This window comes from Streptomyces sp. NPDC052773, from assembly GCF_044547145.1.
Lineage (GTDB): Bacteria > Actinomycetota > Actinomycetes > Streptomycetales > Streptomycetaceae > Streptomyces.
Genome location: NZ_JBITZX010000013.1, coordinates 126,300 through 138,961, shown reverse-complemented (window position 1 = coordinate 138,961; position 12,662 = coordinate 126,300). Strand labels below are relative to the sequence as shown.

Genomic DNA, 12,662 nt, shown 5'->3' with positions numbered 1-12,662 from the left:
CCGGCCCGGCTCTTCGACTCGCTCGGTTACTCGGCGCCGAGTCCGGCGTCGTCGACGGTGGCCTCACCCTTGGCCTCGAGGACCTTGTTGAGCAGCGTGAGGTCGTAGATGCCCTTCAGTTCCGGCTGCTCCAGCAGGCCGGCCTTGACCGCGTGTTCGGCCTGGGTGTCGAGGGTGGCGGCCAGCGGATCGTCGAGGAAGGTGATCGACTTCCAGGCCGGGTCGATGACCTCGGCGGGCAGCGCCTTGCCGGACTCCCGCTTCAGTGCCTCGTTGGCCGCGGCCTTCGCCTCGTCGGGGTGGGCGTCGATCCACTCGTTGCTCTTCACCGCGCCGCGCAGCACGGCCTCGACCACGTCCGGGTGCTTCTTCAGGAAGTCCTGCGACACGATGATGTTCGTGATCACGAACTTCTTGTCCGGCCACAGATCGGACTCGTCGAGCAGCACCTTCGCGCCCTCGGAGACCAGCTTCGACGCGGTCGGCTCCGGCACCCACGCGCCGTCGATCGAACCGGACTTGTAGGCGTCCGGCGCGATCTTGTTGTCGGTGCGGACGACGGACACGTCGCCCTTGCCGCTCTGCGCGTCGACCTTCCAGCCCTGCTCGGCGATCCAGTTGAGGAACGCCACGTCCTGCGTGTTGCCGAGCTGCGGGGTGGCGATCCTCTTGCCCTTGACGTCCTTCAGGGACTTGATCTTCTCCGGGTTCACCACCAGCTTCACCCCGCCGGACGCCGAACCGCCGATGATGCGCAGGTTCTTGCCGCCCGACTTGGTGAAGCCGTTGATGGCGGGGGAGGGGCCGATCCAGCCGATGTCGATGGACCCCGAGTTCAGCGCCTCGATCTCCGAGGGGCCCGCGTTGAAGGTGGCGTACTTCGCCTCGGTGCCGCCCAACTCCTTCTGGAAGAAGCCCTGTTCACGGCCGACCAAGGCGGTGGCGTGTGTGAGGTTGGGGAAGTAGCCGATCCGGACCTCGTCGGTGGAGAGCTTCTCGGCGTCCGCCGCGACCTCCGCCCGCGGGGTGTCGTCCTGTGCGTCGGAGCCGTAGCCGCAGGCGGTCAGCAGGAGGGGGAGTGCCGCTATCGCGGCGAGGGCGCGCAGGGTGGTGAGCGGTCGTGCGGCAGACACGGAGGTGTCCTCTCGGGAAGGCGGGAACAGGAGGCCTTCGTCAGGCCATGGGTGTGCCGGGCCGGCCGCCGGCGAGGGAGCGCGGGCGGGGCGGGCGGCGGGAAGGGGGCGCGGCGGTGTGCCGCGCGGGCCGGTGACGCTGCGGCGGTCTCAGACGAGACGACAGATGGCGCTGGAGACACGGCCGAGGTCGATGTGGCGGCGCGAGGTCAGCCGAGGCAGGAGCGGATCTGCGTGGTCGAGCACGCGCATGGCAACCCCCGCAGTTTCCTAGTTTTCCTACCTGGCTGCTAGGGATCGTGGCAGAAACACGTCCCTACCCCAAGAGGGTGTTCACATGGTGGACTTCGGTATCCCAGGTTCTGGGATCAGGCTGGGGTCAGGGGTTCACCCAGGCGTCCGGGGCGTGGGTCAGCGCGGACACATCCGCAGGCAGCTGGGCCGAGGCGACGTCGGCGAGCGAGACGCCCTCCAGGATCTCGCGCACATTGGACCGCAGCGCGATCCACAGGGGCAGCAGCGACTCGGCGGGCCCGGTGTAGGACAGCTCGGGGGGCCGGACCCCGCGCACCGAGACCAGTGGTCCGTCCACGACGCGGATGACGTCGGCGATGCTGATGGACTCGGCGGGCTTGGCCAGCCGGTAGCCGCCGTTGCCGCCGCGCTGGCTGAGCACCAGACCGCCGCGGCGCATGTCGTTGAGGATGCTCTCCAGGAACTTGTGCGGAATGTCCTGGGCAGCCGCGATCGCCTCCGCCTTGAGTGGGCCGTCGTCCCGTGAGGCGGCGAGCTGTAGTGCGGCACGTACCGCGTAGTCCGCCCTGGCTGAGATCCGCATACGGCCATTATCCCGCAGGTCCCGGCCGTCTCCTCCGGCGCGGTCGGGGTCCGGTCGGTCGGGGTCCGGTCGGTCGGGGTCCGGTCGGGCGGGCTTCGCGGTGGGTCGCCGTGGGCGGGTCTCTGCGGGCGGGCCACCGGGGGCGGGGCTCCGGGGGCGGGGCTCCGAGGGCGGCGCGTCGGCGCGGCGCCGGCGGCCTCCGCGGGCGGGCCTCCGTGGAGCTCTTGAGGGTGGGCTCCGTAGGCCTCCGGGCGGCTCCGTAGGCCCCGGGCGGCTCCGCAGGCCTCTTGCCGGGCGGCTCCGCGGGCCTCTTGGGGGCGTCCTCCGTGGGCGCGCCCTCGTGGGCGGGGTCAGAGCGGCAGCGCGAACGGCGGATGCGCTCCGTTGAGGAAGTAGTCCCCGACATCGCGCAGCCGGTGCGCGACGGGCTCGTACAAGGTGTGGGTGCGCGCGTTGCGCCAGAAGCGGTCGAGGCCCAGCCGGGCCGAGGTCGAGCGGGCGCCGACGACGTCGAGGGCGCGGGCGGTGGACTCCTGCGCGGCCCGGGAGGCGGCGGCCTCCGCCATGGCCACCACCACGGCGATCTCCGCGTGCTCCTCGAAGGTCAGGTCGTCGCCTCTGGCCAGCCCGGCGCACACCGCGGCCAGCGCCTGGTCGGCGAGGGCGGACGCCGCCCTGACGAGGACCGCCAGCTCGCCGAACGCGGTCAGGACGTGCGGGTCGTGCGGGGAGCCGACCGGCCAGGCGGGGTGCCAGGGCGCGTGGCCCGCGCGGGCGTAGTCACGGGCCTCGGCGAGCACGCCGTCGGCCATGCCGAGCTGGAGCTGGACGGACAGCAGCCGTCCCACGGGCGACACCAGGGCGGCCCGGGGCGACAGCACCTCCTCGTCCGCGGACAGGGACCCGAGGACGTCGCCGGCGGCCACCGGCACCGCGTCGAACTCCACACTGCCGCCGGCCGCGAGCCGCTGGCCGAAGGTCTCGGCATCGTTGTCGACGCGTACGCCGGGAGCGGCCGGGTCGACCAGGACGGCGACGGGTTCCCCGGTCTCGGCGCGCACCGCCCGCACGGCGATACGGTCGGCGACCAGCACCCCGGTGACGTAGCTCTGCCGGCCGTCCAGCACCTGGCCGTCGGCGGTCGGGGTCAGCGCCAGCGAGGGCTCCTGGCGGGCCAGGCCGCCGCCCCAGTACCACTGCTCCGCGGCGGAGCGCCGGTCGATCAGTGCGGCGAGCGCGGGCTCGTTGAGGAACCGGGCGCTCCACGACAGGAAGGTGTGACAGCCCAGCAGCTGGCCGATCGCCCCGTCGGCGGCGGCGATCTCCCGGACGACGGCGTAGGCCGTGGGCCAGTCCGCGCCGCCGCCCCCGAGTTCGGCCGGAGCCAGCAGCGTCAGCAGGCCCGCCTCGCGCAGCCGGGACACCTCGTCGAACGGCGCCTTGCCGGCCTGCTCCCGGGCGACCGCGTCGGTGGCCAGGTCGTCGGCCGTCTCGCGCGCCACGCGCAGCCAGTGCGTCCGGTCGGGCACCATCCGATCGGGCCCCGTCACGCCGGATCCCGTCCCATCGGTTCCCGTGCCGCCGGATCCGGTGCGGTCGGGCTCCGTTGGCGCGGGCCCCGTTCGCTCGGGCTCCGTGGCGGGTCGGTGCGGCGCGGCGGCTGTGGGCATGTGGCTCATCCTGCGCACCCTTCTGAACCACCGTCAATACTTTCCTAGTAAATCGATAGGGAAACTAGGAAAGTCGCCGCGACAGGACCGCCGCCTCGCGGCACCCGCACCCCGGCCCGCCACGGTCCGCCATCCGAGCCGCAGTTGACGAGACATGCGATGTACTGCTCAAGTAATCGCATGAACGCCGAGCAGCGCCTGGTCACCCGTGACCACATCGACTTCGGTCGAGTGTGGTCCGCGGCGTGTTGCGCCTGACGCGGCAGCGGGCCGTCTGACCGGCCCCTTCTTCCTCTCTTCCTCGGCCGTCCCGTCGACGGGCCGATGACGAACAGGCGGTTTCCGCCGCCCCGCCACCGGCACCCGCGTCCGCACCGCACCCGCGCTGCCGCCACCCCTCGCCCCGCCCGAGGCCCACGCCCGGGCGTCGTCACACCCGTTCACCACCTGGTTCCGCTGCACCCGGTTCCGCTTCATCACCCGGTTCCGCGCTGACGGCCGCTCCGCCGTACCCGTACGCCCCCCCACGGCACGGCCCGCCCCAGCGCACCCGAGGAAAGGCCCTCTTCCATGCCCGTGGAGTTCCTTGGCATCGCCGCCACCAACGACGGCTCAGAGACCACCCCGCGCTCCGGCGCCGCCTTCGACAAGGAGTACACCCTCCGCCTCGCCCGCGCCCACGAGGAGCACGGCTGGGACCGGGTGCTCTTCGCCTACGGCTCCGGATCGCCCGACCCCGCCCCGGCCGCCGCCTACGTCGCGAGCAGGCTGGAGCGGTTGCAGATCCTGCTCGCCCACCGCCCGAACGTCTCGTACCCGACGTTCGCCGCGAAGACGTTCGCCACCCTCGACCAGATCAGTGAGGGCCGGCTGACCGTGCACTTCATCACCGGCGGCAACGACCACGAGCAGGCCCGCGAGGGCGACACCCTCACCAAGGACCAGCGCTACGCCCGCACCCGCGAGTACATCCGGATCGTCAAGAAGATCTGGACCACCCACGAGCCCTTCGACCACGAAGGCGACCACTACCGCTTCCACGACTTCGTCAGCGATGTGTTCCCCGTCCAACAGCCGCGCCCCGCCGTCTCGTTCGGCGGCTCCTCGCCCGCCGCGTACGCCGCCGGCGGCGCGGAGGCCGACATCTACTGCCTGTGGGGCGAGCCCTTGGAGAAGACGGCCGAGCAGATCGAGGCCGTCAAGGCCGCCGCGCGGGCCGCGGGCCGCACCGACACGCCCCGCATCCAGGTGGCCTTCCGGCCGATCATCGCCCCCACCGAGGAACTGGCCTGGGAGAAGGCCCACCGCACGGTGGACGCCATCCGCCGGCGCCGCGAGGCCGGACTTGTCCGCCACCACCGCGGCACGGCCCCCGAGAACACCGGCTCCCAGCGGCTGATCGCCATCGCCGAGGCGGGGGAGCGCTACGACCGCGCTCTGTGGACCCCGACGGCCGCCGCCACCGGCGGCGCGGGCAACTCCAACGCCCTGGTCGGCACCCCCGAGACGGTCGCCCAGGCGCTGCTCGACTACTACGACCTCGGCGTCGACATCCTCTCCGCCCGCGGCTACGACCTCCTGGACGACGCCATCGACTTCGGCCGGTACGTGATCCCGATCGTCCGCGAGGAGGTCGCCAAGCGCGACGCCGAACGCGCCGCCAAGCACGCCGCCGAACACACCGCCGAACCCACCGCCGAGCGAGACGCCGACCCCAGCGCGGCCTCCCAGTCCCTCGCGGCGGTGCGGGCATGACCTCCGCCCCCGACCTGACGGTCGTCCACGTACCCGTCTCCGACCCCCGAGTGCGCCCCCTGCTGCGCGAACTCGGCGAGGAGTACTCCCGCCGCTACGGCAAGGACGCCCACGAAGAGCTGGCCCGCTACCCCGACGAGGAGTTCACCGCGCCGTACGGCGGCGTCCTGCTGCTCCTCCTCGAAGCGGGCGAGCCGGTCGCGGGCGGCGCCTTCCGCCGCTACGACGCCGGCACCGCCGAGCTGAAACGGATCTGGACGCACTCCGCGCACCGGCGGCGCGGCCTCGCCCGGCGCGTCGTCGCCGAACTCGAACGCGAGGCCGCCGCCCGCGGCTACCGGCGCGTGTACCTGACCACCGGACCCCGCCAGCCCGAGGCCCGCGGCCTGTACCTGGCGACCGGCTACACCCCCCTCTTCGACCCGGACGCCGATCCGGAGACCATCGGCCCGCTGCCCTTCGAGAAGCACCTCCCGCGGGCCCACCGAACCAGCGCACCCACGGGAAAGGCAGCCACCCTGTGAACCTCCGAGCCACCGCGCCCGCCCTCGGCCTGGCCCTGCTGCCCCTCCTCGCGCTGACCGCCTGCGGCTCCGGCGGCACACCCGGCACCACCGCCGTGGGCGTCCAGGCGTCCCCCGCGCCGACCGGCGACCCCGTGGCGGCCGTGCGCACCGTCGACTCCATCGCCGCGCTGCTGCCCGCCGACGTACGGAAGTCGGGCACCCTGCGCGTCGGCAGCTCCATCGGCGACCCGCCCAGCGCCTACTACCCGAACGGCTCCGACCGGGCGCCCGCCGGCCTGGACATCGACCTCGCCGACGCGGTCGCCAGGGTCCTCGGCGTGCGACTGGACCGCCAGGAGGCCTCGTTCGAGTCGATCCTGCCCGCCCTCGGCAGCGGCAAGTACGACGTCGGCACCGGCAACTTCGGCGTCACGACCGAGCGCCTGAAGCGGATCGACTTCGTCACGTACGTCAACGACGGCCAGGGCTTCGCCGTGAAGAAGGGCAGCACCGCCCTCAAGGGCAAGGTCACCGACCTCACCCAGCTGTGCGGGCTGACCGTCGGCACCGGCGCCGGCACCACCTTCGAGGCGACCCTCGAAGCGGAGAAGGGCGTGTGCGCCAAGGCCGGCAAGAAGCCCTACGACGTGAAGGTCTACTCGGAGGACGCGGCGATCCTCACCGCCCTCCAGCAGGGCCGTATCGACGTGGTGATGTCGACCATCAACGGCCTGCGCCATCAGGCGTCCCAGCCGGCGGCGCAGACGACGTTCCTCGGCGAGTACCACCGGCTCGACGTCGGCCTCGCCTTCAAGAAGGGTTCCCCGCTCACCAAGGCCTTCCAGGCCGCGGTCAACGAGCTGATCGAGGACGGCACCTACGCCGAGATCCTCGCCAAGTGGGGCACCACCGCCTCCGCGATCGACGCCTCGCGGATCAACCCACCCGAGCACAGGTGACCCATGAGCAGCGACACCCTCACCCCACCGGCCGAGCGACTGGGCGACAGAACAGCCGAGTCGAAGGTCGTCCCCGCCCGGCACCCCGCCCGCTGGGCCGCCGCCGTCGCCGTTCTCGTGCTGGTCGCCCAGTTCGCGCACGGCCTGGCCACCAACCCGGTCTGGGAGTGGCACGTCTTCGCCGACTACGTCTTCTCCGAGACGATCGTCCAGGCCGTGTGGGTGACCCTCCAGCTCACCGCCTACGCCACCGTCCTCGGCTTCCTCCTCGGCACCGTGCTCGCCTTCATGCGGCTGTCGCACAGCCCGGTGCTGCGGACCGTGGCCTGGACGTACATCTGGATCTTCCGGTCCATCCCGATGATCGTGCAGCTGGTGTTCTGGTTCAATCTGAGCGCCCTGTACGAGCGGCTGGGCGTCGGCATCCCCTTCGGCCCGGTCTTCTGGTCCGTCGACAGCAACAGCCTCATCGGCACCATCGGCGCCGCCGTCATCGGGCTGACGCTCCATCAGGCCGCCTACGCCGCCGAGATCGTCCGCGGCGGAGTCATCTCCGTCGACCCCGGCCAGCTGGAGGCCGCCGCCGCGCTCGGCATCCCCCGGCTGCGCCGCATCCGCCGGATCGTGCTGCCGCAGGCCATGCGCGCCATCCTGCCCACCGCCGGCAACGAGATCATCGGCCTGCTCAAGGGCACCTCGGTGGTCTACGTCATGTCGATCGGCGAGCTGTTCTACCAGGTGCAGGTGATCTACGGCCGCAACGGCCGGGTGATCCCGCTGCTGCTCGTCGCCACCGCCTGGTACGTCGTCCTGACCACCGTGCTCTCGGTCGCCCAGTACTACGTCGAACGGCACTTCGCCCGCGGCGCGAACCGCACCCCGCCGCCCACCCCGCTCCAGCGCGCCCGTCGCTTCGTGAAAACCCTGGGAGAGAGCCGATGAGTCAGGTGATGGTGGACGTCCACGGCGTCCACAAGAGCTTCGGCCCGCACGAGGTGCTGCGCGGCGTGGACCTCCAGGTCCGCACCGGCGAGGTCACCGTGATCCTCGGCCCGTCCGGCTCCGGCAAGTCCACCCTTCTGCGCACCATCAACCACCTGGAGAAGGTGAACCGCGGCTGGATCGGCATCGACGGCGAACTCATCGGCTACCGCCGCTCCGGCGACAAGCTGCACGAGCTGAAGGAGAAGGACGTTCTGAGGCAGCGGACGAACATCGGCTTCGTCTTCCAGAACTTCCACCTCTTCCCGCATCTGACCGTGCTGGAGAACGTCGTCGAGGCGCCCGTCTCCGCACTGCGCCGCCCCCGCCGGACCGTGGAGGAGACGGCCCGCCGGCTGCTCGACCGGGTCGGTCTCGCCGACAAGGCCGACGCCTACCCGCGGCAGCTCTCCGGCGGCCAGCAGCAGCGCGTGGCCATCGCCCGGGCACTCGCCCTCGAACCCAAGGTGCTGCTCTTCGACGAGCCCACCTCCGCCCTCGACCCCGAGCTGGTCGGCGAAGTCCTCGACGTCATCAAGGACCTGGCCGCCGGCGGCACCACCATGATCGTCGTGACCCACGAGATCGGCTTCGCCCGCGAGGTCGCCGACACCGTCGTCTTCATGGACGCCGGAGTCGTCGTGGAACAGGGGCCGCCCGCGGCCGTCCTGGACACCCCCCGTCACGAACGCACCCGCGCCTTCCTGGCCAAGGTCCTCTGACCCTCCCCACCTCACCCCGCACGCAAGGAGAACCACCGTGTCCACCCTCACCCGCCGTTCCGCCGCAGCGGCCCTCGGACTCGCCACCGCCCTCGTCCTCGCCGCCTGCGCCGACCCCGACGACGGCGGCACCACCGAGGTCGCGGACACCAAGGGCACCAAGACCAAGATCAACACAAGTCCCGACCAGGACCGCGTCACCACCGGGAAGGTCGACTCCATAGCCGCCCAAGTGCCCGCGGAGATCCGCGAGAGAGGCACCCTGGAGATCGTCGACTCCTCAGGGTCCGCCGCGCCGCTCACCTTCGTCGCCACCGACAACAAGACCGTCATCGGCGTCGAACCCGACATCGCCTACCTGGTCGCCGACGTCCTCGGCCTGAAGCCGCACCTCAACACCGTCTCCTGGGAGAACATCTTCGTCGGCCTGGACAGCGCCAAGTACGACGTCGGCTTCAGCAACATCACCGTCACCGAGGAACGCAAGGAGAAGTACGACTTCGCCACCTACCGCGAGGACAACCTCGGCTTCGAGGCGAAGAAGGGCAGCGGCCTGAAGGTCGACGGCCCCGAGGACGTGGCGGGCAGGACCGTCGCCGTGGGCAGCGGCACCAACCAGGAGAAGCTGCTCATCGAGTGGAGCGAGGCGAACGAGAAGGCCGGCCGCGAGCCGGTGGACATCAAGTACTACCAGAACGACAGCGACACCTACCTCGCCCTCCGGTCCGGCCGCATCGACCTCTACCTCGGCCCCCACCCCACCGCCGCCTACCACGCCGCCACCACCGGCGAGACCGAGGTCGTCGGCACCTACTCCGGCGCCGGCGCCGACCTCCAGGGCCTCATCGCGGCCACCACCAAGAAGGACAGCGGCCTGGTGAAGCCGCTCGCCGCCGCACTGAACGAAATCATCCGCAACGGCACCTACGCGCAGGTCCTCAAGCGCTGGGGACTGTCCGACGAGGCCGTCACCACGTCCGAGATCAACCCGCCCGGACTGCCCGAGACCGCCCAGTAGCCACCCCGCCCGACCCACACCGAAGGGTTCCCCATGGCCACCGTCCTGTCCGTCTCCGGAAGCCCGTCCGCAACCTCCCGAACCGCCCGGCTGCTGCGCCACCTGGACCGGCGGCTCACGGCCCAGGGACACGAGGTGATCCCGCTGGACGTCCGCACCCTGCCCGCCGAGGCGCTGCTCGGCGCGGACGTCCGGCACCCGGCGATCGCCGAGGCGACCGCCCTGTTCGACCGCGCCGACGGTGTGGTGATCGGCACCCCCGTCTACAAGGCGGCCTACTCCGGGCTCCTGAAGTCCCTGCTCGACCTGCTGCCGCAGTACGCCCTGACCGGCAAGACGGTGCTGCCGCTCGCCACCGGCGGCACCACCGCGCACGTCCTCGCCATCGACTACGCCCTGCGCCCGGTGCTCAGCTCCATGGGCGCCGGACACATCGTCCAGGGCTGGTTCACCCTCGACAAGGACATCGCGGTGACGGAGGACGGCAAGCTGTCCGTCGCCCCCGGCCCGGCCGAGGCCCTGCTCCAGGTCGTCGACCAGTTCTCCGCGGCCCTCGACGGCCGTACGACCCTGCTGGCAGCCGCCGGATGAGTACCCGTCAGACGAGCGGCCGCCAGCCGTCCCGCACCGCCCCGCGCGGACGCGGGACCGCCCACCGACGCGCCGAGCCGCGCGGACGCAGCACTGCCCACCGACCCGCGGCCACGCCCCGCACGACCGCGAAAGGCCCCACCCGCCCATGAGCCTCACCTTCCACTGGTTCCTGCCCACCAACGGCGACAGCCGCCACGTCGTCGGCGGCGGCCACGGCACCCCGGCCACCGCCGCCGCGGCCAACCGGCCGCCCACCGTCGGCTACCTCGGCCAGATCGCCCGCGCCGCCGAGGACCTGGGCTTCACCGGTGCCCTCACCCCCACCGGTGCCTGGTGCGAGGACGCCTGGCTGACCACGGCCATGGTCAGCCGGCACACCGAGCGGCTGAAGTTCCTGGTCGCCTTCCGGCCCGGCTTCGTCTCCCCGACGCTCGCCGCGCAGATGGCGGCCACCTTCCAGCGGCACAGCGGCGGGCGGCTGCTGCTCAACGTCGTCACCGGCGGGGAGAGCCAGGAGCAGCGCGCCTACGGCGACTTCCTCGACAAGGACGCCCGTTACGCCCGTACCGACGAATTCCTGCACATCGTGCGGGAGTTGTGGGACGGCCGGACCGTCGATCTGGCGGGTGAGCACCTGCGCGTCGAGGGCGCGCGGCTCACCCGGGTGCCCGAACCGCGCCCGGACATCTACTTCGGCGGGTCCTCGCCCGTCGCCGGAGAGGTCGCCGCCCGCCACGCGGACGTCTACCTCACCTGGGGCGAACCGCCCGCCGCCGTCGCGGAGAAGACCACCTGGATCCGGGCGCTCGCGGAGAAGGAGGGGCGCACCCTCCGCTTCGGCGTCCGGCTGCACGTCATCACCCGCGACACCGCCGAGGAGGCCTGGGCCGAGGCGCGGCGGCTGCTCGACGGGTTCGACCCCGCGACCGTGGCCGCCGTCCAGGAGGGGCTGGCCCGCAGCGAGTCCGAGGGGCAGCGGCGCATGCTCGCCCTGCACGGCGGCCGGCGCGACGGTCTGGAGATCCACCCCAATCTGTGGGCGGGCATCGGGCTGGTGCGCGGCGGTGCCGGTACGGCGCTGGTGGGCAGCCATGACGAGGTCGCGGACCGGATCGCCGAGTACCACGGCCTCGGCATCGACGAGTTCGTGCTCTCCGGCTATCCGCACCTGGAGGAGGCGTACTGGTTCGGCGAGAACGTGCTGCCGCGTCTCGCCGCGCGCGGACTGTGGTCCCGGCCCTCTTGACGGAGAACCGCGGCGGGCCGACACTCCCTGAGAGATTCCCTAGTGGACAGGTAGGAAATGATGGAGCGTCCGGAGTCGTCCGCCGACCGCGCGGTGCGCGCGGGGCGTCCGGCTCTGCTCCTGACCTCCCGCCGCCACATCGATCTCCTGCGCGTCTGCAGCGCGGCGAGCCTGTCCCACTGACGGACGGCGCCCCCGGCACCGTCCCGCGCACGGGCAGGCCCGCGCCGCAGGCGGTTCCTCCCTGCCTTCCCGTGCGCCCATCGCCGCCATCGCGCGCGCCACACGCCGGATCCGGACCCAGGGAGACACATGCCCGCCGCACCCCTGACCAGCCCGCTGCCCCTGCCCTCCTTCCGGGGCAGGATCGGCGGCGACGCGAGCAGCGGCTACTACGCCGTCGCCCGCCGCTACCGCCTCCACCTCTCGCCGTCCTGCCCGCACTCGCTGCGCCTCGCCGTCGCCCACAGCCTGCTCGGCCTGGACGACACCCTCCCGGTGACGCTGCTCCCGCCCGTGCCGGACGCGCCGGGCGGCGGGCACGCGGTGCTGCGCCCGCTGTACGAGGCCAGCTCCCACCGCCACCCCGGCCCCGCCACGGCACCCGTGCTGAGCGACGAGTGGACCGGACGGATCGTCAGCACGCACGCCCCGGACATCCTGCGGGACATGGCCCGCCACTTCGGCCGGGACCGCCGCGAGCTGTGGCCGCGCGGCGCGGAGGCCGAGCTCGACGCCGTCGAGCACCTGTGTACGTACGGCGTCGAGGAGGCCGCCCAGAGCGCGGGCCGCGTGGGCGCCGGCGCCGGCGAACGCCGGACCGCCCTGGCCCGGCTGCTGGGCACGCTGCGGCAGTGCGAGTCCCGGCTCGGCTTCCACGACTTCGTCCTGGGCGACCGGTTGACCGTGGCCGACGTCCATGTGTGGGTGACCCTGGTCCAGCTCGACCTCGTCCACCGCCGGCACCTGGACGCCGCCGCGGTCCACCGCATCGCCGGCCACCCGCACCTGTGGGCGTACGCCCGCAGGCTCGCCGCCCACCCCGCCTTCGGCCGCCACCTCGACCTGCCGGGCATCGCCCGCCGCCACCACGCGCGCTGCCAGGGGCTGGAGGCCGCCGGCGCGGCGGTGCAGATCCTGGACTGGGCCGCCCACATCGCGGACGGCACCGGCCGCACCTCCTCCCTCTGCCGCCCCTGACCCCTCTCCTCCGCCGCCGGCCCTCCGCACGAGGGCCGGC

Annotated in this window: 14 protein-coding genes; 10 read left to right on the top strand and 4 right to left on the bottom strand. The window is 72.5% G+C overall.

Translation table 11 applies throughout. The features are described 5' to 3' along the window. Positions 1-26: 26 nt before the first annotated feature. From ACIG0D_RS26475 to ACIG0D_RS26460, 4 genes are all read right to left on the bottom strand, one after another. A complete protein-coding gene (locus ACIG0D_RS26475) occupies positions 27-1,133 on the bottom strand; it encodes an ABC transporter substrate-binding protein (protein WP_399805557.1) in 1,107 nt (368 codons plus the stop codon). Positions 1,134-1,283: 150 nt separating this feature from the next. Next, positions 1,284-1,385, bottom strand: coding sequence for a putative leader peptide (locus tag ACIG0D_RS26470; RefSeq protein WP_365767734.1), 102 nt, complete (start codon positions 1,383-1,385; stop codon positions 1,284-1,286). Positions 1,386-1,512: 127 nt separating this feature from the next. Beyond that, positions 1,513-1,971 carry an RrF2 family transcriptional regulator gene (locus tag ACIG0D_RS26465; protein ID WP_399805555.1) on the bottom strand — a complete coding sequence of 153 codons (459 nt, stop codon included), beginning with the start codon at positions 1,969-1,971 and terminating at the stop codon, positions 1,513-1,515. A 350-nt stretch (positions 1,972-2,321) separates the two neighbouring features. Then, a complete protein-coding gene (locus ACIG0D_RS26460) occupies positions 2,322-3,503 on the bottom strand; it encodes an acyl-CoA dehydrogenase family protein (RefSeq protein WP_399805711.1) in 1,182 nt (393 codons plus the stop codon). Between the two features lie 708 nt (positions 3,504-4,211). On the opposite strand from ACIG0D_RS26460, the gene ACIG0D_RS26455 reads away from it, so the two are divergent. From ACIG0D_RS26455 to ACIG0D_RS26410, 10 genes are all read left to right on the top strand, one after another. Continuing rightward, positions 4,212-5,396, top strand: a complete 1,185-nt coding sequence (locus ACIG0D_RS26455) for an LLM class flavin-dependent oxidoreductase (RefSeq protein WP_399805552.1) — start codon at positions 4,212-4,214, stop codon at positions 5,394-5,396. Beyond that, positions 5,393-5,920, top strand: coding sequence for a GNAT family N-acetyltransferase (locus ACIG0D_RS26450; RefSeq protein WP_399805550.1), 528 nt, complete (start codon positions 5,393-5,395; stop codon positions 5,918-5,920). The genes ACIG0D_RS26455 and ACIG0D_RS26450 overlap by 4 nt, the downstream gene beginning before the upstream one ends. After that, the gene (locus ACIG0D_RS26445) at positions 5,917-6,861 is read left to right on the top strand and encodes an ABC transporter substrate-binding protein (RefSeq protein WP_399805548.1); all 945 of its coding nucleotides are present in this window, start codon (positions 5,917-5,919) and stop codon (positions 6,859-6,861) included. The genes ACIG0D_RS26450 and ACIG0D_RS26445 overlap by 4 nt, the downstream gene beginning before the upstream one ends. A gap of 3 nt (positions 6,862-6,864) precedes the next feature. Then, positions 6,865-7,803, top strand: coding sequence for an amino acid ABC transporter permease (locus ACIG0D_RS26440; RefSeq protein WP_399805546.1), 939 nt, complete (start codon positions 6,865-6,867; stop codon positions 7,801-7,803). Next, a complete protein-coding gene (locus ACIG0D_RS26435; RefSeq protein WP_399805543.1) occupies positions 7,800-8,564 on the top strand; it encodes an amino acid ABC transporter ATP-binding protein in 765 nt (254 codons plus the stop codon). Before ACIG0D_RS26440 ends, ACIG0D_RS26435 begins: the two co-directional genes overlap by 4 nt. A 37-nt stretch (positions 8,565-8,601) precedes the next feature. After that, on the top strand, positions 8,602-9,582 hold the full coding sequence (locus ACIG0D_RS26430; RefSeq protein ID WP_399805541.1) for an ABC transporter substrate-binding protein: 981 nt from the start codon (positions 8,602-8,604) through the stop codon (positions 9,580-9,582). Positions 9,583-9,615: 33 nt separating this feature from the next. Further along, positions 9,616-10,173, top strand: a complete 558-nt coding sequence (ssuE, locus tag ACIG0D_RS26425; RefSeq protein ID WP_399805539.1) for an NADPH-dependent FMN reductase — start codon at positions 9,616-9,618, stop codon at positions 10,171-10,173. A gap of 148 nt (positions 10,174-10,321) precedes the next feature. After that, complete coding sequence (locus ACIG0D_RS26420; RefSeq protein ID WP_399805537.1) at positions 10,322-11,422, top strand: LLM class flavin-dependent oxidoreductase; 1,101 nt, start codon at positions 10,322-10,324, stop codon at positions 11,420-11,422. Between the two features lie 57 nt (positions 11,423-11,479). Further along, positions 11,480-11,605, top strand: a complete 126-nt coding sequence (locus ACIG0D_RS26415) for a hypothetical protein (protein ID WP_399805535.1) — start codon at positions 11,480-11,482, stop codon at positions 11,603-11,605. A 129-nt stretch (positions 11,606-11,734) separates the two neighbouring features. Further along, positions 11,735-12,622, top strand: a complete 888-nt coding sequence (locus ACIG0D_RS26410; protein ID WP_399805533.1) for a glutathione S-transferase C-terminal domain-containing protein — start codon at positions 11,735-11,737, stop codon at positions 12,620-12,622. Positions 12,623-12,662: the final 40 nt, after the last annotated feature.